Here is a 21,993-nt window from a genome sequence, read left to right as displayed (position 1 = left end):
GCCCTACTCGGTCGTGGTGGCGGACGTGTCGGACGGCCCCTCGGTACCGGGGGTGTCGAGGCCGGGGCCGACGGTGTGCCCGGCGTCGTGCTCGGCCGAGTCCGACCCGGCGGAGTTCGACAGGTCGGCCAGCTCGGCGGCACCGTTCTCGAGCAGCTCGGCGGCGACCCGGTCGGCGACGGACAGGGCCTCGTCGAGGCGGTCCTGCGCCGACCCGTCGAGCACGGCCGCGTGCGACGCGGTCCGGTACTCGGAGCCGTCGGGGCGGTAGACCGTCGCCGAGACGAGGAGCATCTCGGCGTCGACGACCGCGGTCGCGCCGATCGGGGCGGAGCAGCCGGCCTCGAGCTTGGCGAGCACCTCGCGCTCGGCGGTCACCGTCAGGCGGGTCGGGGCGTGCTCGATCTTCCGCAGCGCGGCGAGCAGGTTGCGGTCGTCCTCGTCCGTGCGGATCTCGACCGCGAGCGCACCCTGACCGGGAGCACTCGGCCAGAACCCGAGGTCGAGCAGCTCGGTCGCGGCATCGAGCCGTCCGATGCGTCCGAGCCCGGCGGCCGCGAGCACGACGGCGTCCAGGTCGTCCTCCACACGGGCGAGCCGCGTGTCGATGTTGCCGCGGATGTCGATGACGTCCAGGTCCGGCCGGTCCGCCTTGAGCTGCGCGACACGGCGGGGCGACCCCGTGCCGACCTTCGCGCCCTCGGGCAGGGTCTCGACCGTCGCACCGTTCCGCGCCACGAGGACGTCACGAGCGTCGGCACGCTTCGGCACGGCGCCGATCGTCAGGCCCGGGTACGGCGCGGTCGGCAGGTCCTTCAGCGAGTGCACGAGCACGTCCACCTCGCCCGCCACGAGCGCCTCCCGCAGCGCGGACGCGAAGACGCCGGTACCGCCGAGGGACGCCAGGGAGGCCCGGTTCGTGTCGCCCTCGCTCGTCACGGTGACGAGTTCCACCGGACGGCCGGCGGCCTTCGCCAGGCGGTCGGCGACGTCCTGCGACTGGGCGACCGCCAGTCGGCTGGCACGGGTGCCGAGCCGGATCGGGGCCGGACCGTCGGTCGCCGGGGTGCTGGGGTGGTCCGCGGTCGCCTCGGTCACGGAGCGACGCCGGCGGCTGCGGGCTTGAACCCCGCTCGCACGTTCTCGCAGCACCCCGGACGGCACACGTCGTACCAGGGGCCGATGTCGGTCATGTGCGGACGCTCAGCGGTCGGCGTGCCGTTGACCCGCTCGAGCACGAGGTCGACGAGACCGGCCACGTAGGCCGGGTCGACGCCGGGGGTCTGCGTGCGGAGCGACCAGAAGCCGAGCTCGCCGGCGGTCTCGGTGGCTTCTTCGTCGAGGTCCCACATGACCTCCATGTGGTCGCTCACGAAGCCGAGCGGGACGATGAGCACGGCGCGGGTGGGGCCGCCCTTGAGCTCCTCGTTCATGTAGTCGTTGATGTCGGGCTCGAGCCACGGCTGCGTCGGGGGACCGGAGCGCGACTGGTAGACGAGCTTCCAGGCGGGCTTCGACGTGCCCTGCAGGTGCGCGTGCTCGGGCTGCTCGAGCAGTTCCGCCCACGCCTGGTCGAGGACGACCTGCCCGACGGCGAGGTGCTGCGCCTCGTACGCACCGTGCTCGTCGAAGCCCCGGTAGTCGGGGCCGGAGCGGGCGGCGTCGGTCGACGGGATCGAGTGCGTGGAGAACAGCACCTGGAGCTCCGTCGCGACGTCGAGGCCGTCGTTCTCGGCGATCGCGCGGGCCAGTCCGTCGCGGACCCCGTCGATGAACGGCCGGACGAAGCCGGGGTGGTCGAAGAACTGGCGGACCTTGTCGATCTGGATCGTGTCGATCAGACCGGTCTCGTCGAGCACGCGGGCGTAGTCCTCGCGGTACTGCCGGCAGCTCGAGAACGACGAGTACGCGCTCGTGGCGATCGCGATGAGCTTGTTGTAGCCCTTGTCGGCCGCCTCGGTGAACGCCTCTTCGAGGTAGGGCTCCCAGTTGCGGTTGCCCCAGAGGACGGGCATGTCGATGCCCCGCGAGGCGAGCTCGGCCTCGAGCGCGGCCTTGAGCGCACGGTTCTGGGCGTTGATCGGGCTGACGCCGCCGAAGTGGCGGTAGTGGTGCGCCACCTCTTCCAGACGCTCGTCCGGGATGCCGCGACCGCGCGTGACGTTGCGGAGGAACGGGATGACGTCGTCCTGACCCTCGGGCCCACCGAAGCCGGCGAGCAGGATCGCGTCGTACGCGGTCGGCACCTCGACATGCTCCGGGCCGGACGCGGCCGCAGCGGTGGCGGCGAGGACGGGCTGGCCGTTCGTGATCATGCTGGTGTCGGTCATGACAGCACCTCCGGGAGTTCGGCGGTCGTCACGCGACGACCCGTGTAGAAGGGCACTTCCTCGCGGACGTGCATGCGGGCCTCGGTGTAGCGGAGGTCGCGCATGAGGTCGACGAGGTCGACCAGGTCCGGGCTCTCGAGCGGCAGGATCCACTCGTAGTCACCGAGGGCGAAGGACGCGATGGTGTTCGTCAGGACGCGGCGGTACTTCGCGCCGGCGATGCCGTGGTCGCGCAGCATCTTCGAACGCTCTTCCTCGGGCAGCAGGTACCACTCGTACGAGCGCACGAAGGGGTACACCGTGATCCACGGCTCCGGGTCCTTGCCGCGCAGGAAGGCCGGGGTGTGCCGTTTGTTGAACTCGGCTTCCCGGTGCATGGCCATGGCGTGCCAGACGGGCTCGGCCTCGGCGAAGAGGGCCGTGCGGCGGATCTCGCGGAGGACCGCCTGGATCGCCTGTGCGTCGTCGCCGTGCAACCAGATCATGACGTCCGCGTCGGCCCGGAAGCCGGAGACGTCGTAGAAGCCGCGGATGGTGACGCCGCGCTCGGCAGCCGCGGAGACGACCGCGTCGAGTTCCGCGACCGCATCCGCACCGCCGGGTCGGACGGCGCCGACCGGGCGGCGGAAGACCGCCCAGAGGGCGTAGGCCGTGAGCAGGTTCGGGTCGATCCCGGAAGCCGGGTCCGTCTCGTGCGCTGTGCTGGCCGCTGGTGCTGCGGGAGTTGCTGGGGTGGGCACGTCAGTGCTCATGGGTCGGTCGTCCTCCACGTTCGCCGGGGGTGTGGTTCGCCGGCCCCCTTCGCCGAGCGGGTGTCCGGGACGATCGTCCACTGCGGCTCGCGAAGGCTCGCCGCGTGTGGATCACCGCCGTCGGAGCACCGCTACGACGATACCCCCGACCACTGCCACTCCCGCTGCGAGCCCGGCCAAGTACGGCACCGGGTTCGCGTCGACGCCACGCTTGACCTTCGACGCGGCGATGCCGAGCTGCTTCGGCACGTTCAGCTTGTCCTCGATCGCGTCGAGGGTGTCGAAGAGCTGGGCACGGGTCGCAGCGACGCGGTCGGCGATCTTCGACTGGTCGTCGTGCTGGGGGTCGGTCACTGGTCCTCCGAGGGAGTCGTGGGGATGACGGGCGTCAGAACCGGCCGTCGACGTCCGGCTTCCGTGACGCACGGAGCGTCTCGGGGGTGGGCTTCCGGCCGAGGCCCTTCACCGCGTTGACGTCGTTCTTGACGCTCGCGATGGTGCGCTTCGGCGTGACCGGCAGGCCCTTCTTGAGCCGCTTCCATCCGATGAACCCGAGGATCGCCGCGACGATCAGCATGAGGACGGCGAGCAGCAGCGCGGCGAGCCACGCGGGCATCACGGTGGCGAGGCCCATCACCGCTGCGGTGAGGAGCACGCCGATCGCGTACAGCACGATCACCAGCGCGGCGACGAGGATGCCCGCGGCGACCGCGAAGACCTTCGCCTTGCCGATCATCTCGGCCTTGAGGAGGGCGATTTCCCCCTTGACCAGGTCCTTGACGAGGTCGGGGACGTCCTTCACGAGGCCGAACAGCGACCGCGACTTCCGGTCGCGTGTGTCGGTCATGAGATCTGCGAGCCCTTGCCGGACGACGCCTTCGAGCTCACCTTGCGGACGACCTTCTTGGTCTGCTCACCGATGAAGTCGGCGACGTCGGGGGTGCGGTCGGACACGAAGTCCTCGACCTGGTTCACGCTCTTCTGGACGCCGTTGCTGTTCCAGATCTTGCCGCTGACGGTCTTGATCTGCTCGTACCGCGCCCGTCCGGCTCGCGATCCCAGGACGTACCCGAGTGCTGCGCCGGCGACGAACAGGAGCTTTCCTCGCATGAGCGATTCCTCCGTTGGGTAAGTGTGCTGTGAAGGCACCGTGCGTGGTCATGCACCGATCGGCATGTGTCCGACGGTTCCCCCAACAGTAGCCCTCGGAGGGTCAGCGGTCCGCTCAGGAATCCAGGATGCGCTCAGCAGCCGCCCGGGCAGCGGTGACGATGCCGGACACGCCACGTCCGGAGGACGCCTCACCGATCCCGACCACGCCCTCCGCCAGCCCGGCGGCCTCGGCGTCCGGTCCGTGCCAGCGGACGCGGGCCGCGCCGACGACGTGCTCCGGACGGACGGGCAGGCCGAGCAGCGCGGTCGCGTCCGTCGTCGCCCGTGCGCTCACCGCACCGGCGGGGTCGACCGGGAGGCTCGTGGCCACCTCGTCCGCGTCCGTCGCGCCGGCAGCGCCGGTCGCCTGGTCCGCGCCTGCCGGGGGCAGGGCGTAGCTGAGCCGCAGCACGTGCCTCCCGGCCGCCCGCTCCGCCAGCCAGGGCCACTTGACCGTCGCGTGCGTGAGCGCCTTCGCGGCGACACCGGTCGCTGCCGGGTGCACGAGCATGCCGGTGCCACGCGGAGCCGTGTCCAGCTCGGGCCGGTCCACGACCAGGGTGACGAGCTCGATGCCGGACCGACGCGGAGCCGCCGTCCGGGCCGGGTCGGCGACCGTCGCGAGGACGTGGTCCGCCGCCAGCCGCTCGGTCGTGCCGTCCGCCGACACGGTCTCGACCGCCGCTCGTCCGACGGAGGTGGCCCGGGTGTGCAGCCGCACGTCGACGCGGTACGTGTCGAGATCAGCGACGAGCTCGTCGACGAGCCGCGCGATGCCGCCTCGGAGCCCCTGCACGGCGGACCCGGCGACGGCACGCTTCCGGAGCGCGAGCACCGCACGGGCCAACGACCCCTCGCGCTGCAGGGCGGCACGGAGCCCGGGCGCCACGCGGTCCGGGTCGAGGTCGTCGGGGTGCGTCGAGTGCACGCCGGCCACGACCGGGACGACGAGGTCGTCGAGGACCTTCGCGCCCATCCGGCTCCGGACCATCGCGCCGAGCGACGTCGCCCGTGCGCCGACCGGCGAGGGCAGCAGCGCGTCCATCTGTGCGCGGAGGGCGCCGGCACCGCCGACCACCGCGATGACGTCCGCGGCCATCGGAGTGCCCGGGATCCCGAGCAGGCCGGTCGACGGGATCGGCGCGGTCCGACCGTCGCGGGTCATCAGCCACGCACCCCGCGGGTCCGGGGAGACGATGTCGTTGCCGAGACCGAGTTCGACCGCGAGCGAGGACACGGCGTCCGTCCGGGTCGCGAACGAGTCCGCCGCCATGTCCAGGTCGAGGCCCGCGACCGTGTGCCGTCGGATCATCCCGCCGAGCACGCCCGAGGCCTCGAGCAGCACGACGTGGGCGCCGCCCTTCGCCAGGTCACGAGCGGCGACGAGCCCGGCGACCCCGCCGCCGACCACGACGACGTCGGTCACGACGCGGCCCGGTCGGTCCCGTCGGTCCCGACGTCGGTGCCGTCGCCCAGTGCGTGCACGAGCTCGACGACGCGGGTCAGCACGGTCGGGTCGGTCTCGGGCGGGACGCCGTGGCCGAGGTTCACGACGTGCGCACGGGCAACGCCTCCGCGGCGGACGACGTCACGGACGTGCGCCTCGAGGACCGGCCACGGGGCCGAGAGCATCGCCGGGTCGATGTTCCCCTGCACGGTCACGTCACCGCCGACGCGCTGCACGGCCTCGTCGAGGGGCAGCCGCCAGTCCACGCCGACCGCGTCCACCGCACCGATGGAGCCGCCGACGGTCGCCATGTCGGCCAGGACCTCGCCGCTGCCGACGCCGAAGTGGATGCGCGGGACGCCGAGGTCGGTCACGTGGGACAGTGCCCGCGCCGAGTGCGGAGCGACGCGGGAGACGTAGTCCGCGCGGGACAGCGACCCGACCCACGAGTCGAAGAGCTGCGCGGCCGAGGCACCGGCGAGCACCTGGGCACGGAGGAACGCCCCCGACACGTCGGCGGCCCAGTCGAGCAGCCGTGCCCAGGTCTCCGGCTCGGCGTGCATCATCGTGCGGGCCCGGATGTGGTCCTTCGACGGGCCGCCCTCGACCAGGTACGCGGCCAGTGTGAAGGGCGCGCCCGCGAAGCCGATCAGCGGCGTGCTGCCGAGCTCGGCGACCGTCCGGGCGACCGCCTCGGTGATCGGGGCCAGGGCCTCCGCCTCGAGCGGACGCAGGGCGTCCACGTCCGCCGCCGTCCGGACGGGCGACCCGAGGACCGGACCACGACCGGGGACGATCTCGACGTCCACGCCCGCGAGCTTGATCGGCACGACGATGTCGCTGAAGAAGATGCCGGCGTCGACCCCGTGCCGACGGACCGGCTGCAGGGTGATCTCGGACGCGAGGGCCGGGTCGAGACACGCGTCGAGCATCGCCGTCCCGACGCGGAGCTCCCGGTACTCCGGCAACGACCGGCCGGCCTGCCGCATGAACCACACCGGCAGCGTCTCCGGCCGGTCCCCACGGAGGGCACGGACGAGCCGCGAGCCCGTGGTGCGGCCGTCGGCGAGCGGATGGGTGGTCGGGAGCGCGTCGGTCACCGGATGATTCTCGCACCGCGAACAGGACGGCTCCCCGACCCGGTGCTCGGGGCACCGGGGTTACCATTGAACACGTGCTCATCTGTCTCACGGCGTCGCATCGCAACGCCAGCTTCGACCTCCTGGAGCGTCTGAGCATCGGAGCACCCGCGGCCGCCAGCCACCTCGTCACGGACTCGGACGTCCTCGACGGCGCCGTGGTCCTCGCCACGTGCAACCGGTTCGAGGCCTACCTCGACATCGCCGACGACGACGACGCAGCCGTCCGCGCCACCGTCGAGGCCGTCTCGGCAGCGAGCGAGCTGCAGGCCGACGAGGTCCTCGACGCCGTGCAGGTGCTCGGCGGCGGAGACGTCGTGCAGCACCTCTTCGCCGTGTCGAGCGGGCTCGAGTCCGTCGTCGTCGGCGAGACCGAGATCTCCGGACAGGTCCGCCGGGCCCTCGAGGACGCGCGCCGGAACGGCACCACCACCTCGGACCTCGAACGGCTCTTCCAGGAGGCCGCGCACACCTCCCGCGGCGTCAAGACCCGCACCCGGATCGGCGCCGCCGGCCGGTCGCTCGTCCGCCTGGGGCTCGAGCTCGCGTCCTCGCGGATCACCGACTGGGCCGCGACGCGCGTGCTCCTGGTCGGGACCGGCAGCTACGCCGCCACCACCATCGCGGCCCTCCGTGACCGCGGGGCCCAGCACATCCAGGTCTTCTCGCCGTCCGGCCGGGCGCCGTGGTTCGCCGCCAAGCACGACCTCGTCGCCGCCACCGACCTGCGCACCGCGATCGGCACGAGCGACGTCGTCATCACCTGCACGTCGAGCGAGGTCCCGGTCGTCGAGGCGTGCGACCTCGACGACGGTGCCCGCCGCATCGTGATCGACCTCGGCCTCCCCCGCAACGTGCACCCGGACGCCGCCGACGTCGAGGGCGTCGAACTGCTCGACCTCGAGACGATCAGCATCCACGCCCCGATCGCCGAGCTGAACGCCGAGACCGAAGCACGCGCGATCGTCGACGACGCCGTGTCCCGTTTCCGCGCCCAGGCCCTCGAGCAGTCGACCACCCCCGCCCTCGTCGCCCTCCGCAAGCACGTGTTCGACATCCTGGACGACGAGATCGACCGCGTGAAGCGGCGCGGCGACACCACCCCCGAGTCCGCCGAGCAGACCGAGCGGGCACTCCGGCACCTGGTCGGCGTGCTCCTGCACCGCCCCTCGGTCCGGGCCCGCGAACTCGGCCGTGCCGGTCGGGGCGACGACTTCACCGGCGCGCTCGACGCACTCTTCGGGGTGCGCCCCGAGCCCGTCGCGGACGTGCCGTCCGCCGTCGTGCCCCTCGCCGATCGGGCCGCGCGTGTGCGCGACGACGAGGCGGACGTGAGCTGACCGGGTCGGACGATCCGGGCCTCCCGGCCGCCGCCCCGCTGCTGCGGGTCAGCGCCCTCCTGCTCGTCCGCGACCGTCGCGTGCTCATGGTGCGCGCCCGCGGGCGCGACGTCCTCTACCTGCCCGGCGGCAAGGTCGAGCCCGGCGAGAGCAGCGTGGACGCCGCGGTCCGCGAGGCGTTCGAGGAGACCGGGCTGCGGCTCACGCCCGCCGACGTCGACGAGTTCGCGACCGTGACCGAGCCGGCGCACGGGCAGGCACCGGGGACGATCGTCGCGATGACGCTGTTCCTCGCCCGGCCGGGAGGCGCGCTCGACACCGCCACGCCCCTCGCCTCCGCAGAGGTCGACGAGGTGGAGTGGGTCACCTCCGCGGACGCCGGGCGGTGCCCGCCCGCCGGGGTCGAGACGCTGCGCCTGCTCACGCAGGCCGACCTCGTCGACTGAGGTCGGCCCGCCTCCCTGCTACTGGTCGCGGTCGGTGTACTCGCCGGCCGTCTCCGGGCCGCCGGGCTCGACGTCGCCGGGGATGTCCGACTCGACGTACTCGCCGCGCTCACCCTCGGACTCCGGACGCCGTTCGCCGGGGATGTCGCTCGACACGAACTCACCGACCGGTTCGTCATCGGCGACGCGGTGCTCGCCGGGGATCTCGCTGTCCACGAACTCGCCGGCGCGCTCGTCCACGCCGTCCGCGCGGTCCTCGTCGCCGCGTGCTGCCTCGTGCTTGCCTGCTGCCATGGGTCTGTCCTTCCGTCCGGCACGTCGTCGTCGGCGTGCACGCTGCCGATCCTGCCCGATGTCGCTGTGCGGCGGTGTGCTCCTGGGAGGACGTGCGCCACGGGAGTGCCCTGCCGTCTTCGGGCTCGTGCACCTCGTGCCCACGCCGCTCGAACCCGACTCCATGCCCGGTGCTCTTCGCCGTGGTGAGCATCCCCGTCGTGTGCGGCATCGTCGGGGTGTGGCACGGCCTGACGCGCAAGGCCGACGGCCGCGTCACGCGGGTGATGGCCGGGGCGAGGATGCGCGAGGCCCACGGGGTCAGCGCTCGGCGGGGGCGTGCACGACCTCGAGCACCTCGGTCCCCAAGGTGCGCAGGGCGTCGACGACCGCGAGACGGCGCTGCAGCGAGTCGTCCTCGAACCGGATCGTGACCGCGTAGCAGACCGACGACGCCGGCCCACGGAGGACCCCGGCCTCCGCGCGGACGCCGGGTCCGGAACCGGTGACGGCGACGGACTGCAGGCCGTGGTCGAGGGCCCGGTGCGCGAGCGGGTCGAGCCCGAAGGACCCCGCGACGAGCGACAGGTCGGCGGCGAGCGACAACCAGCCGAGCACCCGGTTCGACACCGCCTCGTCGACGACCTCACCGAGCGCGAGGCCCCGGAACAGCCAGCTCAGTTCACCCGCGGCGGCGACGGACACGTCGGGGGCGTCGTCGGGTCCGCGCCGGTCGCGCACCCGGTCGATCAGGGCCGTCCGTTCGATGCCGAGCGACTCCGCGCGGGACCGCACGGCGTCCATCCCGACCGTGGTGAGCAGCGCGTTCGTCGCCCAGGCGTCGGCGGTGGCGCCGACCAGGGTCGCCAGGTCCGACACCTGCATGGTCGGTTCCTGCAGGAACTGCCACAGGCCCGCGCCGGTCGCGGTGTCGCGGGCCATCCGCTGGAGGCGGTCACCGTGCAGGCGACCGTCCTCGAGTTGCGCGGCGACCTCGATGAGGAGCAGCACCCGTCCGAGGCTCGCCACCGGTTGCACGAGGCGGTCGTCGATCGCGAGCAGCGCCCGACCGGTGGACGTGTCGATGATCGACGCGCTCACCCCGGCGCCGTCGACGGCGATCGCGCCGAGCGCTTCGGTCGTCGCTGTGAAGCGCTCGTCCGCACCTCCCCGGTGCTTGCCGCGGCTGCGACCGCCACCACCGGCGCGGCCACCGCCGGACCGAGCGGCACCCCCGCTTCCCGCGGTGGTGCCGTCGTCGGAGGGGCGTCCCGGGCGGCGCCGGCGCGACGAGTTCGGCGCGTCCGGCTCCACCATCACCAGATGGCGACGCGCTCGGCCGGAGCCAGGTACATCGCGTCACTGTCGGAGACGGCGAAGGTGTCGTAGAACACGTCGATGTTGCGCACGATCTGGTTGCAGCGGAACTCGTTCGGCGAATGCGGGTCGATGCTGAGCAGGCGTGCGGCCTCCTCGGGGCGGATCGCCATGCGCCAGGCCTGCGCCCAGCTCAGGAAGAACCGCTCGGCACCCGTCAGGCCGTCGATCACGGGGGGCTCGGCACCGTCCAGCGAGATCAGGTACGCCTTCCACGCGATCGAGAGGCCGCCGAGGTCGCCGATGTTCTCACCGATGGTGAGGGCGCCGTTGACGTGGCCGTCCGGCACCTCGGTCGGGACGAGGGCGTCGTACTGCGCGATGAGGGCCTTCGTGCGCTCCTCGAACGCCTGGCGGTCGGCCTCGGTCCACCAGTTCTGCAGGCGGCCGTCGCCGTCGTACTGCGAACCCTGGTCGTCGAAGCCGTGGCCGATCTCGTGCCCGATGACGGCGCCGATCGCTCCGTAGTTCGCGGCGGCGTCGCGGGTCGCCTCGAAGAACGGGAACTGCAGGATCGCCGCGGGGAACACGATCTCGTTGAAGCCCGGGTTGTAGTACGCGTTGATCGTCTGCGGGGTCATGAACCACTCGTCGCGGTCGATCGGCTTCCCGATCTTGCCGAGCTCGCGGTCGACCTGGAACGACGCGATCGCCCGGACGTTGGCGAGCAGGTCGTCCGCCCGGATGGGCAGGGCGCTGTAGTCGCGCCACTTCACGGGGTAGCCGATCTTCGGCGTGAACTTCTCGAGCTTGTCCAGCGCGCGGGCACGGGTCTCGTCGGTCATCCACTCGAGCCCGGTGATGCTCTGCCGGTAGGCCTCGACCAGGTTCGCGACGAGGTCGTCCATCGTCGCCTTGGAGGTCTCGTCGAAGTGCTCCTCGACGTAGATCCGTCCGACGGCTTCACCCATCGCACCCTCGACCAGGGAGACTCCGCGCTTCCAGCGGTCACGCTGCTTCGGCGCACCCGTCAGTGCCGTGCCGTAGAACGAGAAGCTGGTCGCGGAGAACGCGCTGGTCAGGTACGGGGCGGAGGCCCGGATCACCTGCCAGCAGAGCCAGTCCTTCCAGACGGGCAGCGGCTGCTCGCGGAAGAGCTGTGCGAGGCCGGTGATGAACGAGGGCTGCCGGACCACGACCGTGTCGAACGCACCCGCCGGTGCGGCGATGGCGTCCCACCAGATGCGGAGGTCGACGCCCTCGGCGAGCGCCGAGACCTCGTCCCACGGCATCTTGTTGTAGGTCTTCTGGCTGTCGCGGGTGGCGACGTTGTCCCAGTGTGCCGACGCGATGGCCGTCTCGAGGGCGATCACGTGCTCGGTGCGGTCGCCGCTCTCGTCGTAGCCGGCCAGCGGGAACATCGACCCGACGAACTCGCGGTACTTCTCACGGATGTCGGCGAACCGGTCCTCGCGGTAGTACGACTCGTCGGGCAGACCGAGGCCGGACTGCTCGAGGAAGACGATGTAGGCGTCCGGGTCGCCCGGGTCGTTGTCGACGAAGAGCTGGATGAAGCTCGGCAGCCCGAGCCGCTCGAAGCGACCGACCATGCGGAGCACGTCGTTCTTGTCCTCGATCGCGGCGATGTCGGCCAGGAGCGGCTCGATCGGCCCGGAGCCCGCGGACTCGAGGGCGACCTCGTCCGTGAAGGACGTGAACAGGTCGCCCACCTTCCGCTGCTCGGTGCCCGGCTCAGCCGTCTGCGCGCGCTCGATGATCGTCCGGACGGCGGCCTCGGCCTCTTCCGCCAGGACCGTGAAGGACCCGTAGCGGGCCTTGTCGTCCGGGATCGGGGTGTCGGCGATCCACCTGCCGTTGACGTGCCGGTAGAGGTCGTCCTGCGGTCGCACCGACTCGTCGAGTTCGTCGGTGCGGATTCCGGTGGTGCCTGCGACGTCGGTCATGGGCTCCACGATAGCCACCGGTCCCTCCTCCGCCACCCGGTGCTCGCTCACCGACCTGTCCACGTCGTCAGCCCCTCACCGATGGGGAGTCGCACGCCGGCGCACGACCCGGGCGAGCGGGAGGGTGCTGCCTCCGAGCACGAGCAGGACGAGGGACGCGACGGCCGGGTGCACGACGTCCGCACCCGTGTAGGCGAGTCGTCCGGCAGCGGCAGCACGCGCGCCCGCGGTCCGGAGGCGGGCCGCGGCCGGATGACGGGCCTCCTCCCCGCTGGTGACGCCGCCTCCCGTCGGAGTGCCACCGTCGCTCCCGGCGCTCCCGGTGCCCGGACCGGGGCGTCCCGGTGCGCCGGGGAGCACGAGCCGGAGGGCGCCCTGCTCGACGTCCTGCACGCGCTGCTGTGCGACGACGGCAGCGGCGGGCAGGGTGTCGCGCGGGACGACGAGTTCCCAGGACCGACCGATCGTGGTGCGGAGCGGTTCGCCGTCCGCGGCGGTGAGGGTCTTCCCGGCCTCGTCCTCGAGCGTCACCGTGCCGCCGACCTCTCCCGTGCCGCTGAACCGGAGGCGGCCGTCGTCGAGTCGCTCGACCGCGCCGGTGAGCACGGACGGGATCGTGACGTGCGCGTCCGTCCGACCGATCTCGTCCCCTCCGTCGGAGGCGATGACCGAGACCACGTGCAGACGGACGTCGTCGGGGATCGGGAGCTCCGCCCGCCACGACGTGTCGACCCCGACGTGGACGACCACGGGCTCGCCGTCCGCTCCCGTGACCGGACCCCGGCGGTCCGCGAAGGTCAGCGTGCTGCCGGCGGGAGCACGTCCGTCCAGGACGAGGTGCTCCGTCTGCCGGGAAGCCGTCGCGTGCTCGACGGTCGGGGTGCCCGAGAGCTCGTAGACGTCGTCGACCCCGCCGTTCAGGGTGCCGTCGAAGTACTGGCCGACCTCCACGTGGTGGCGACCGAACGCGAGACCACGCAGCACGACGTGCCAGGTGCCGTCGTCGGCGACGTCGGTCTCGGCGCGCTCCGTCCCGCGGTCCCGGACGACGAGGTGCGCTCCGGGATGGCCCGAGCCGTCGATCGTGATGGTCCGTCCGATGCCGTCGACGGTCGCGGTCATGTCCGGGGGCAGCAGCACGAGCATCCGGACCGGGATGTCGATCGACTGCCCGGACACCTGGGACGTGGCTCGGATGACGTGGTCGCCCGGATGCACCCGGACCCGCGCCGTCCAGCGACCGTCCGCGTCCCCTTCGGTCCAGACGGGCTCGACGACGTCCCCGGCGACCTGGACGCTCTCGCCTGTGGGAACGGTGCCGGTGACGGTGACGACGCCGGTGCCGTGTGCGATCGACCGCACCCCGGCGGTGAAGTCGACGGGGGCAGGCGGGTCGGACGCCGGCGACCGCGAGGTCTCCGTCGCGTGCCGGTCGACACCCGCGGCCAGGGCGGGGTCGGCGACGAGCACGGGCGCGGCCGTCATTGCGCCGACCGCGAGTGCGGCGAGGACGGGGACAAGGACGGGGCTGGTGGTTCGCATGGTGCTCCTCGTGGTGTCCCGCACACCATATCCAGCATTCCGGCCGTCCGTCACGGTTCTCCACAGGGCGGGTTGCGGACCCACGGACGCCCGTGCGCCCGCTACGGTCATCGCATGGGACTCCCTTGGAAGCTGCACGGCGACGGCCGCACCGTGTCCGCCTCGGCGATCGTGGCGCCGGACGAACGACTCACCTGGGGCCGGACGGTCGGCCTCGGCGTGCAACACGTGGTCGCCATGTTCGGCGCCACCTTCCTCGTGCCGCTCATCACCGGCTTCCCCCCGTCGACGACCCTGCTGTTCAGCGGCATCGGCACGATCCTGTTCCTCCTCATCACCGGCAATCGGCTCCCGAGCTACCTCGGCTCGTCGTTCGCGTTCCTCGCGCCGATCGGGGCCGCGACGAAGATCGGCGGCATCCCGCTCGCACTGTCCGGGATCATCGTCGTCGGGGCGCTGCTCGCGGTGGTCGGACTGATCGTGCACCTGGCCGGCGCCGGCTGGATCGACCGTCTCATGCCGCCGGTGGTCTCCGGCGCCATCGTCGCGCTGATCGGGTTCAACCTCGCGCCGGCCGCCCGCGACAACTTCGTGGAGGCGCCCGTGATCGCCGCGGTCACGCTCGCCGCGATCGTCCTCTGCACCGTGCTGTTCAAGGGGCTCGTCGGTCGCCTGTCGATCGTCGTCGGTGTCGTCGTGGGCTACCTCGTCGCACTCGTCGCCGGCGAGGTGGACCTCGGCGCCGTGCAGGACGCCGCCTGGGTCGGACTGCCGACCTTCACGGCTCCGGCCTTCGACCTGTCCCAGACCGCCGTCTACCTCGGCTTCCTGCCCGTCGTGCTCGCCCTGGTCGCCGAGAACGTCGGCCACGTGAAGGGCGTCGGGCAACTGACCGGACGTGACCTGACCCCGCTGACCGGGCGCGCGTTGCTCGCCGACGGGGTCTCGACCGTGCTCGCCGGCGTCGGCGGCGGTTCGGCCACGACGACCTACGGCGAGAACATCGGGGTCATGGCGGCGACGCGGGTGTTCTCCACCGCGGCGTACTGGGTCGCGGCGATCGCGGCGGTGCTGCTCGGGCTGTCGCCGAAGATCGGTGCAGTCATCTCGACGGTGCCGGCCGGCGTGCTCGGTGGCGCCACCACCGCGCTGTACGGACTCATCGGCGTGATCGGCATCCGCATCTGGGTCGAGAACCGGGTCGACTTCGCCAAGCCGAAGAACCAGCTCACCGCGGGCATCGCGCTCATCATGGGCATCGCGGACTTCACGTTCTCGTTCGGCGGCGCGACCTTCGGCGGGATCATCATCGGCACCATCGCCGCGATCGTCGTCTACCACCTCATGGACCTGGTGGGCCGGGCCCGGGGCACCGATCCGGTGACCCCGGACGCGACCGAGGCCGAGCGGGCCGCGACGGGTGGCACCCCCGTCGAGCCGCGGATCGACGGACACCGGAAGGGCTGACCGGCCGTCCCGGTCGTCGGCCCGACAGATGACCGTGCGTACCGTCGGTGTGGTCGTCTTCGACTTCGACGGAGTGATCACCAGCCGCGACACGATGGCCTACGTGTGTCGGCTCCGCCTGCTGAGCGACCCGCGCCGGCTCGTCGCGGCCGTGCCGTCACTCGTGCGTCGCGTGGTCGCCCGAGATTCGCGCGCCCGTCAGCGAGCGGACGCAGCGCTCGTCGAGGCTGCTCTCGTCGGCCTCGACCGCCGGACGTACGACGAACTGGTCCGACGGGTGGTGTCGCGGTTCATCGCCTCGGACTGGCTCCGGGCTGCGTTCGTCACCGAGCTCCGGACGGAAGCGGCTTCGGGCAGGGCAGTCGTCGCGACGGCGAGCGAGGCAGGGCTCGTGCGCGCACTCGTCGAGGCGATGGGGATCGACGACGTCCGTGTGCTCGGGTCGGAACTCGAGTCGACCCCGGAGGGTCTGCGATTCGGGCTCCACAACGTCGGCGCACAGAAGCACGCGACGCTCCGGGCGGCGGGCATCCCGCTCGCTGGAGCACGGTTCTTCACGGACTCGGTGCATGATCTGCCCGTCGCCGAGGCGTGCGCCGAGACCGTCTTCGTGGGTGCTGATCCCGCCACGTTCGAACGCTTGCCTCGTGCCACATGGTGGCGGGAACCGTCGCAGTAGGCAGCTGGCGGTCCGAGCGCCGCAGTGCGCCACGCAGCGCACCGTTCCCGCGAGGTGCGGTGAGATCCCGCGTCCGCTACTCGGCGTCGAGGCTCAGGACGAGGCACGCCCCGCGTCAGCCGACGGCGGGCTCGACCGGTGGGTCTTCGGGCTCGGGGTGCTCCTCCTGCCAGATCCTGTCCACGGCGTCGAACTCTCGCGGGTAGCACTGCATGTCGAACACCTCGCTCCCGGCCGCCGGCGTCGCGTACAGGTACCAGGGCCCGGTCCCTCGTCCGCTGCCGTTCCACGCTCCATCCGCGTACCAGGTGAGTGGAACGTCCCCCATCGGTTGTCCTGCCTGTGCCTGGCATGCGAGGAGACGGTTGAACGCCGTCCTGTACTCGTCCAGGGTGACGGCACCGTCGGCGGTCTCGGCGTCCTGCTGCGGTGACGGTGTGGCGATGCTCGGTGCCTTCGCCCAGGAGACCCAGACGGCGTACCGGTCAGTGTCATCGGCGGAGAGGGTCACGACGGTCGCACCGGTCGAGGCCATCGGGGACAGCGCCCATCCGGTCGCTTCGGAAGTCGGGTCGTCTCGTCGACCGCACAGGGTGCCTTCCGTGCGGTGCCCGTCGACTTCGACGGTCGGCGCGTCTCCGTCGAGGCACGCCCACGCGACCGTGACACTGTCCGCGCCAGCGGGGCGATCGGACAAGGTCAAGGCGGTGTCACCGCGTGCGACGCGGAAGCTCGGTGTCCCCACCACACGGCCGTGGTTGGCGTCCTCGACCATGTAGCGCGTCGTCGTGGCGAGGGAGGCCTGGATGGCGGTGTCGGGGTCGTTGCCCGGGAGTGCCGCGGCGGTGAGCCCACCGGTCATCGTCCCGCCGACCAGGAAAGCCGCGACCACGGCGACGACCGCGCCGCGGGTGGGACGGCGGCGGCCCGTCGTGCTGGCCGTCCCGGTCGACGCGACGTCGGTGATGAGGGCTTCGCGCATGGCGGTCAAGCGGGGTGAGATGTCGTCGTTCACAGTGCGCCTCCGAGGGGTTCCGCTGTGGCTGTGTACTGCTGGTGCAGCCGAGTCTTCGCTCGGTGGAGTCGGGACTTGACGGTCCCGGCCGCGACGCCGAGGGCGACGGCGGCTTCGCGTTCGCTGAGCCCCTCGATGACGCAGAGGGTGAGCACGCGTTGATCGGCGAGCCCGAGTCCGCGCAGGGCCGCGACGGCGTCGCCGTCCGTGTACTGATCAGCGGGGTCCGGCGCCGGGTCATCGACAGGGAACCGGCCGAGGAAGCGGCGGTGTCGCGTGGTCGATCGTGTCAGGTTGTGCGCTGCGTTCGTCGCGGTGACGAGCAGCCACGGCAGCAACGAATCGTCGACGAAGCGGACGTGATCACGTCGTCGCCACGCCTCGAGGAACGCGACGGCGACGACGTCGTCGGCGTCAGCTGGGCTGGGGACGAGTCCGACCGCGTGACGCCGGAGGCGTGCGGCGTGCCGGTCGAACACCCTCCCGAACGCCTGCCCGTCACCCGCGGTACTCAGCGCCCAATCGGCCCGGTCCCCCGCGATCTCGTTCATGTCCTGAGTTGTCCACAGACCCGCGATCGGTTCCCTCGTCGGCGTGTCGCGCAGCGCGGGAGTTCGTCAGCCACGGCCCGGAGCCTAGGCCACAGGTCGAGTACCGGGTGCTCGGAGTGCGGCCCCAGCGGTTCCGGTACGATCTGCGCCATCCGGTCCATCCGAGCCGGCCCGGTAGCGCGGTGGACGTTCCGCATGGTCGAGGGGAAGAACGTCGCGATGCGTCAGGAACCGAACCCGTCCCCGATGCCGGAAGTGCGTCCGCGTGAACGCGTCGGCTGGATCACCGCCGTCGGTCTGACCATCGCGATGTCGGCAGGAGCCCTGGTCGGGATCGGTGCGACCGCGGGACCGGCGGAGGGCGCGACGCCCGACGCCCCTGCTGTGCAGGCAGTCGCCATCGAGTCGAACACCTCGGCAGTGACGGTCACCAAGGTCACCGCGACCAACACCGTCACCTCCACCGGCACGGCCGTGCGGACCACCCTGACGGTCAAGAACACCAGCTCGGTGCGGAAGCCGGCTGCCCACGCCTGGCTCTACCTGTCCGCCGGCAGCAAGAAGTACACGCTCGGCCACGTGACCGTGAAGCCGCTCGCCGCCGGCGCGAGCACCACGGTCCGCGCGATCCACAGGTCACCCCTCCGCGCGAAAGCCGGCAAGTACAGGGTCCTCGGCTGCACCGGGGTCTACTCCGTACAGCGATGCCGCACGTCTGCCACGACCGTCACGAGCAGACCCGCGTCCCGCGCACGTCCCGAACCGGGTGTGATGCTCGACGTCGCTCGCGCCTACTACCCGGTGGCGCTGATCAAGCGGTACGTCGACCTGCTGGCCGACAACGGCGGCCGTTTCCTGCACCTGCACCTCACCGACGACCAGAACGTCGGGATCGAGAGCGACGTCCTCGGCCAGACCCCCGCGAACGCCGATCTCCACGACGGCGTCTACACGAGCCGCGTGACCGGCCGTCCGTTCCTGAGCGCCGCACAGGCGCGGAAGATCGCCGCGTACTCCGCCCAGCGAGGCATCGCGATCGTGCCCGAGGTCGACACTCCCGGCCACATGGCTGCCGCGTTCGCCCTCCTCGAGGCGCGACACGGCAAGGAGTGGGTCGATCGCATCCGTTCGGGCGAGAGTGAGCTCGACACATCCGCGCCCGCCAGTCTCACGCTCGCGACCGAGCTCGCAGCGGAGGTGACGCGGACGTTCCCGTCCAGCCGCACCGTGCACATCGGTGGTGACGAATGGGGCGGTGGCGTCACTGCCGCTGACCGCGTCGGGTGGTTGAACGCCATGGCGGCCGCTCTCGGCGATCGTGAGGTCTGGGCCTGGAACGACGGCATCGACCGGGCTGCGGTGAAGCGACTGGATCCGCGCATCCACGTCACGTACTGGAGCTTCGACGGCGACACCGAGGACCCTGCGGAGCGCCGCGAACGCCGACAGCGGCGAGCGGGTGCCACCGACCTGTACGCCGCGGGGATCGAGCTGCTCAACTACAACTCGTACTACCTCTACGAGGTGCCGAGCGACCTCGACGAGGCCGACAGCGACTACACGGTCGCCGATCTCCGCGAGAACTGGTCACTGCGGACGTGGGACGGCGACTCGGGTGCGCTCCTCGCTGCTCCGATGGCGGGCGCGGCGGTCGCGATCTGGGGAGAGGACCTCGAGGACTCGCCCTCCGACGACCTCCTGCGCTGGAGTACGCCGCACGTGCTCGCCATGATCGACAAGGTGACCTCGTGATCGCCACCACCCGCCACCATCGGTAGGAGGACCCGTCACCGAGCGACCACTCGACCACTCGTGCAGGTAACCCGTGGACGGGTCGTTCTCGCCGAGGAGGCTCCGCCGGTCGCGTGCGGGTCCGGACCGGAGGGACTGACGGAGAAGCGAGCACGCCAGATGCTCGCGGCCGTCGGTCCGACCCAAACAGGGGCCTGCAGCGGCAACGGCGCATTCACTAGCCTCGCCGCGTGAGTCGCCCGGCGCTGAGAACCTCCGTCCACGTCGTGCGTGCGATGATGCCGGCCTACCGATGGCAGTACGAGACGTTGCGGTGGGTCGGACTCGGGCTCGTCGTGGTCGGTGTCGTCCTGTCCGTGCTCGGGACGGGGATCGTCGGCGTGCTCGCCGTGGTCCCGGTCCTGGGCGGTGGCGCGCTGTTCACCGTGTCGTCGGTCCGGTGGTGGAAGCTCGCCGTCGACACCGCACGGGCGATCCGCGCCCAGGACGACCTCCGGACCCGGCCGCTGGCTGCCCACCCGACGGTCTCCGTCGCCGCCGTGAGCAGCGCGCGGCGGATCGCGCTGGTGCTCAGCGCGACCCTCTCGGTCCTGGCGCTCGTGGTGGGGATCGGTGGTCAGGGCCTCCCGGCGCCCGTCCCCGCACAGTCCACGGCAGCACGCTCCGCCGTCGTGGACGAGCCCACACCGACACCGACACCGACCGTCGCCGCGACCCGCGGCGCCCGCGGCTTCCCCGTCCCGCCGTTCGCCGTCGAGGGCGGTGCCGTGCGCATCGGGCAGGTCGAGGACGAGGACGCCTGGTGGGCACTCTGCGGAGCGGCCATGGGCGACTCCGACTGTCTGGCGTGGGGCGTCGTCGCTGCCGTCGAGTGCGACCTCGAAGTGACGGTCAGCTTCGCCGACACCGAGACCGGGCCGATCGCTCGCACCGAAGAGCGATCGGTGCGTGTCCGACCGGGGACACCGGCGTTCATCGCCTCGGTCGGTGCGGAGTCGTGGAGCAGCATCGACGCCGCCGGGTGCCGACCGCGACCGGAGATCGACGACCACGTCGCGACCTGGTTCCCCACCCTGGACCACGAGGCCCAGCCCGAAGGGTGCTGGGACCTCGGTTGCGTCGGCTTCGACGTCATCCCCGGCCGCGACTGCGCGCGAGCCGACGTGCAGTTCGCCGTGTACGACGGCTACGGCGCCACCGGGAACCCGCACGACCTCGTGATCCCCGTCGAGCTCCACGAGGACGTCCCCCTCACCGTCTGGGCGGGCGGCGTCGAGAGTTTCGAGGGCGACGCCGTCCTCACCCGGATCTCCTGCCCGGCTGAGCCGGACGCCCACCGCGCCGGTGTCACAGCGTCAGCAGCGACCGCGCGCTGACAGGTCCTCGACGAGAGTCGTCCCACTGGAGGGGTGGCCCTCGGCCCGGAGCGGCGGGGTCACCAGCCCGGCCGGAGCGACGGCAGGATGTCCTGGTGCCCTCCGCGTCCGACACCGACCCCCGCCACGTGCGTCGAGCCGTCGACCGCGACATCGTCCGGCTCGCGCTGCCCGCACTCGGCGCGCTCGTCGTCGAACCGCTTTTCCTGCTGACCGACACCGCACTCGTCGGGCACCTGGGCGCGACACCACTCGCCGCCGTCGGGGTGGCGAGCGCGGTCCTGCAGACGGTGACGGGCCTCCTGGTCTTCCTCGCCTACGCCACCACGCCGGCCGTGGCCCGGGCGCTCGGCTCCGGTGACCGCCGCGGCGCCGTGCACGCCGGCATCGACGGGATGTGGCTGGCGCTCGCGCTCGGGGTGGTGCTCGCGCTCGTCGGCTGGCCGCTCGCCGGGCCGCTCGTCGACCTGTTCGGGGCGACGCCCGGGGTCTCCGCGGCCGCCACGGCGTACCTCACCGTCTCGCTGATCGGGTTGCCCGGCATCCTGGTCGTCACGGCCTCGACCGGGCTGCTCCGCGGACTGCAGGACACACGCACCCCCCTCGTCGTCGCGAGCGTCGGCTTCGTCGCGAACGGTCTGCTCAACGCGCTCCTCATCTACGGGTTCGGCTGGGGCGTCGAGGGGTCGGCCGCGGGCACGGTCGTCGTCCAGTGGGCGATGGCAGCCGTGTACGTCGGCATCGCCGTCCGCGCCGCCCGGGCATCGGGCGCACCGCTCCGGCCCGGCGCGTCCGGGGTCGTACGGGCGCTGCGGTCCGGCGCGTGGTTGTTCCTCCGGACCGCGTCGTTGCGGGTCGCGATGCTCGCGACGATCGCCACCGCGGCCGGCCTCGGCACGATCGGTCTCGCGACGACCCAGATCGGGCTGACGGTGTTCAGCACGCTCGCGTTCGCACTCGACGCGCTCGCGATCGCCGGACAGGCGCTGGTCGGGCACGCCCTCGGCGCCCGGGACGCCGAGCGGGTGCGCCTGGTGACCGGGAGGCTCGTGGTGCTCGGGATCGTCGGCGGCGTCCTGCTCGGGGTGCTGACCGCCGCTGCCAGCGGCGTGCTCGGGCCGGTCTTCTCCGACTCCGCCGACGTCCGGGCGGCCCTCCCCCTCGTGCTCGTCCTCATCGCGGTCGGGCTGCCGGTCGCCGGCTACGTGTTCGTGCTCGACGGGGTGCTCATCGGTGCGGGTGACGCCCGCTACCTGGCGCTCGCGGGCGTCGTGAACCTGGTCGTGTACCTGCCGCTGCTGTGGTGGCTCGGGGACGGGCTGGCGGCGCTGTGGGCGGTGTTCTCGTTCGGGTACATCGGCGTGCGGGCGGTGACGCTCGGGGTCCGGGCGCACCGGCCGGGGTGGATCGCGGCGGCTCTGGCACGGTGACGACGCGGTCCGCCGGCTGCG

21 protein-coding genes are annotated in these 21,993 nt (G+C 72.1%); 7 read left to right on the top strand and 14 right to left on the bottom strand.

Features of this window, described 5'->3' with window-relative positions; genetic code table 11:
* Positions 1 to 3 precede the first annotated feature (3 nt).
* The 8 genes from hemC to hemE all read right to left on the bottom strand — a co-directional run bounded on the left by hemC (position 4) and on the right by hemE (position 6,781).
* A complete protein-coding gene (hemC, locus tag DEJ32_RS07465) occupies positions 4 to 1,098 on the bottom strand; it encodes a hydroxymethylbilane synthase (RefSeq protein WP_110900812.1) in 1,095 nt (364 codons plus the stop codon).
* The gene (locus tag DEJ32_RS07460; protein WP_181420610.1) at positions 1,095 to 2,330 is read right to left on the bottom strand and encodes a ferrochelatase; all 1,236 of its coding nucleotides are present in this window, start codon (positions 2,328 to 2,330) and stop codon (positions 1,095 to 1,097) included. Before DEJ32_RS07460 ends, hemC begins: the two co-directional genes overlap by 4 nt.
* A complete protein-coding gene (gene hemQ, locus DEJ32_RS07455) occupies positions 2,327 to 3,082 on the bottom strand; it encodes a hydrogen peroxide-dependent heme synthase (protein ID WP_110825714.1) in 756 nt (251 codons plus the stop codon). The genes DEJ32_RS07460 and hemQ overlap by 4 nt, the downstream gene beginning before the upstream one ends.
* A 111-nt stretch (positions 3,083 to 3,193) precedes the next feature.
* Positions 3,194 to 3,436 carry a DUF3618 domain-containing protein gene (locus DEJ32_RS07450; protein ID WP_181419485.1) on the bottom strand — a complete coding sequence of 81 codons (243 nt, stop codon included), beginning with the start codon at positions 3,434 to 3,436 and terminating at the stop codon, positions 3,194 to 3,196.
* A 34-nt stretch (positions 3,437 to 3,470) separates the two neighbouring features.
* Positions 3,471 to 3,929, bottom strand: coding sequence for a phage holin family protein (locus DEJ32_RS07445; protein ID WP_110825716.1), 459 nt, complete (start codon positions 3,927 to 3,929; stop codon positions 3,471 to 3,473).
* Positions 3,926 to 4,192, bottom strand: coding sequence for a hypothetical protein (locus tag DEJ32_RS07440; RefSeq protein ID WP_110825717.1), 267 nt, complete (start codon positions 4,190 to 4,192; stop codon positions 3,926 to 3,928). The genes DEJ32_RS07445 and DEJ32_RS07440 overlap by 4 nt, the downstream gene beginning before the upstream one ends.
* A 115-nt stretch (positions 4,193 to 4,307) precedes the next feature.
* Entirely contained in the window at positions 4,308 to 5,660 is a 1,353-nt protein-coding gene (locus tag DEJ32_RS07435) for an NAD(P)/FAD-dependent oxidoreductase (RefSeq protein WP_110900811.1), read from the bottom strand.
* Positions 5,657 to 6,781, bottom strand: a complete 1,125-nt coding sequence (gene hemE, locus DEJ32_RS07430; RefSeq protein WP_110900810.1) for a uroporphyrinogen decarboxylase — start codon at positions 6,779 to 6,781, stop codon at positions 5,657 to 5,659. The genes DEJ32_RS07435 and hemE overlap by 4 nt, the downstream gene beginning before the upstream one ends.
* A gap of 74 nt (positions 6,782 to 6,855) precedes the next feature.
* On the opposite strand from hemE, the gene DEJ32_RS07425 reads away from it, so the two are divergent.
* A complete protein-coding gene (locus tag DEJ32_RS07425) occupies positions 6,856 to 8,160 on the top strand; it encodes a glutamyl-tRNA reductase (RefSeq protein ID WP_110900809.1) in 1,305 nt (434 codons plus the stop codon).
* Positions 8,157 to 8,606, top strand: a complete 450-nt coding sequence (locus tag DEJ32_RS07420) for an NUDIX domain-containing protein (protein ID WP_258368936.1) — start codon at positions 8,157 to 8,159, stop codon at positions 8,604 to 8,606. Before DEJ32_RS07425 ends, DEJ32_RS07420 begins: the two co-directional genes overlap by 4 nt.
* Before the next feature lie 18 nt (positions 8,607 to 8,624).
* Here DEJ32_RS07420 and DEJ32_RS07415 read toward each other — a convergent pair whose 3' ends face one another.
* The 4 genes from DEJ32_RS07415 to DEJ32_RS07400 form a co-directional block, all read right to left on the bottom strand.
* Positions 8,625 to 8,900, bottom strand: coding sequence for a hypothetical protein (locus DEJ32_RS07415; RefSeq protein WP_110889459.1), 276 nt, complete (start codon positions 8,898 to 8,900; stop codon positions 8,625 to 8,627).
* A 300-nt stretch (positions 8,901 to 9,200) separates the two neighbouring features.
* The gene (locus DEJ32_RS07410; protein WP_110900808.1) at positions 9,201 to 10,196 is read right to left on the bottom strand and encodes a serine hydrolase; all 996 of its coding nucleotides are present in this window, start codon (positions 10,194 to 10,196) and stop codon (positions 9,201 to 9,203) included.
* The gene (locus tag DEJ32_RS07405; protein WP_110825724.1) at positions 10,196 to 12,160 is read right to left on the bottom strand and encodes a M13 family metallopeptidase; all 1,965 of its coding nucleotides are present in this window, start codon (positions 12,158 to 12,160) and stop codon (positions 10,196 to 10,198) included. Before DEJ32_RS07405 ends, DEJ32_RS07410 begins: the two co-directional genes overlap by 1 nt.
* Before the next feature lie 75 nt (positions 12,161 to 12,235).
* Entirely contained in the window at positions 12,236 to 13,702 is a 1,467-nt protein-coding gene (locus DEJ32_RS07400) for a hypothetical protein (RefSeq protein WP_146234101.1), read from the bottom strand.
* A 114-nt stretch (positions 13,703 to 13,816) separates the two neighbouring features.
* On the opposite strand from DEJ32_RS07400, the gene DEJ32_RS07395 reads away from it, so the two are divergent.
* The gene (locus DEJ32_RS07395; protein ID WP_110900806.1) at positions 13,817 to 15,169 is read left to right on the top strand and encodes a uracil-xanthine permease family protein; all 1,353 of its coding nucleotides are present in this window, start codon (positions 13,817 to 13,819) and stop codon (positions 15,167 to 15,169) included.
* 28 nt (positions 15,170 to 15,197) lie between these two features.
* Positions 15,198 to 15,848, top strand: a complete 651-nt coding sequence (locus tag DEJ32_RS07390) for an HAD family hydrolase (protein WP_110900805.1) — start codon at positions 15,198 to 15,200, stop codon at positions 15,846 to 15,848.
* Positions 15,849 to 15,963: 115 nt separating this feature from the next.
* Here the strand turns inward: DEJ32_RS07390 and DEJ32_RS07385 are convergent, their stop codons facing one another.
* Together DEJ32_RS07385 and DEJ32_RS07380 are read right to left on the bottom strand one after the other, a co-directional pair.
* Positions 15,964 to 16,863, bottom strand: coding sequence for a hypothetical protein (locus DEJ32_RS07385; protein WP_110900804.1), 900 nt, complete (start codon positions 16,861 to 16,863; stop codon positions 15,964 to 15,966).
* A complete protein-coding gene (locus tag DEJ32_RS07380; protein ID WP_110900803.1) occupies positions 16,860 to 17,414 on the bottom strand; it encodes an RNA polymerase sigma factor in 555 nt (184 codons plus the stop codon). The genes DEJ32_RS07385 and DEJ32_RS07380 overlap by 4 nt, the downstream gene beginning before the upstream one ends.
* A 195-nt stretch (positions 17,415 to 17,609) precedes the next feature.
* Here DEJ32_RS07380 and DEJ32_RS07375 point away from each other — a divergent pair, with 195 nt between their 5' ends.
* From DEJ32_RS07375 to DEJ32_RS07365, 3 genes are all read left to right on the top strand, one after another.
* On the top strand, positions 17,610 to 19,166 hold the full coding sequence (locus DEJ32_RS07375) for a family 20 glycosylhydrolase (RefSeq protein WP_110900802.1): 1,557 nt from the start codon (positions 17,610 to 17,612) through the stop codon (positions 19,164 to 19,166).
* A 230-nt stretch (positions 19,167 to 19,396) separates the two neighbouring features.
* A complete protein-coding gene (locus DEJ32_RS07370) occupies positions 19,397 to 20,542 on the top strand; it encodes a hypothetical protein (protein ID WP_146234100.1) in 1,146 nt (381 codons plus the stop codon).
* A gap of 95 nt (positions 20,543 to 20,637) precedes the next feature.
* On the top strand, positions 20,638 to 21,972 hold the full coding sequence (locus DEJ32_RS07365) for an MATE family efflux transporter (RefSeq protein WP_258368924.1): 1,335 nt from the start codon (positions 20,638 to 20,640) through the stop codon (positions 21,970 to 21,972).
* The last annotated feature ends 21 nt before the right edge of the window (positions 21,973 to 21,993 follow it).

This window comes from Curtobacterium sp. MCPF17_046, assembly GCF_003224295.1.
Classification (GTDB): domain Bacteria; phylum Actinomycetota; class Actinomycetes; order Actinomycetales; family Microbacteriaceae; genus Curtobacterium.
This window is presented reverse-complemented; position numbering and strand designations above follow the sequence as displayed.

What these genes read in the sequence shown, in the direction of transcription:
- DEJ32_RS07400 (WP_146234101.1), bottom strand. Translation starts at nt 13,702, where the DNA reads ATGCGAACCACCAGCCCCGTCCTTGTCCCCGTCCTCGCCGCACTCGCG.
- DEJ32_RS07380 (WP_110900803.1), bottom strand. Translation starts at nt 17,414, where the DNA reads ATGAACGAGATCGCGGGGGACCGGGCCGATTGGGCGCTGAGTACCGCG.
- DEJ32_RS07410 (WP_110900808.1), bottom strand. Translation starts at nt 10,196, where the DNA reads ATGGTGGAGCCGGACGCGCCGAACTCGTCGCGCCGGCGCCGCCCGGGA.
- DEJ32_RS07405 (WP_110825724.1), bottom strand. Translation starts at nt 12,160, where the DNA reads ATGACCGACGTCGCAGGCACCACCGGAATCCGCACCGACGAACTCGAC.
- DEJ32_RS07415 (WP_110889459.1), bottom strand. Translation starts at nt 8,900, where the DNA reads ATGGCAGCAGGCAAGCACGAGGCAGCACGCGGCGACGAGGACCGCGCG.
- DEJ32_RS07460 (WP_181420610.1), bottom strand. Translation starts at nt 2,330, where the DNA reads ATGACCGACACCAGCATGATCACGAACGGCCAGCCCGTCCTCGCCGCC.
- DEJ32_RS07445 (WP_110825716.1), bottom strand. Translation starts at nt 3,929, where the DNA reads ATGACCGACACACGCGACCGGAAGTCGCGGTCGCTGTTCGGCCTCGTG.
- DEJ32_RS07395 (WP_110900806.1), top strand. Translation starts at nt 13,817, where the DNA reads ATGGGACTCCCTTGGAAGCTGCACGGCGACGGCCGCACCGTGTCCGCC.
- DEJ32_RS07375 (WP_110900802.1), top strand. Translation starts at nt 17,610, where the DNA reads ATGGTCGAGGGGAAGAACGTCGCGATGCGTCAGGAACCGAACCCGTCC.
- hemQ (WP_110825714.1), bottom strand. Translation starts at nt 3,082, where the DNA reads ATGAGCACTGACGTGCCCACCCCAGCAACTCCCGCAGCACCAGCGGCC.
- DEJ32_RS07440 (WP_110825717.1), bottom strand. Translation starts at nt 4,192, where the DNA reads ATGCGAGGAAAGCTCCTGTTCGTCGCCGGCGCAGCACTCGGGTACGTC.
- DEJ32_RS07390 (WP_110900805.1), top strand. Translation starts at nt 15,198, where the DNA reads ATGACCGTGCGTACCGTCGGTGTGGTCGTCTTCGACTTCGACGGAGTG.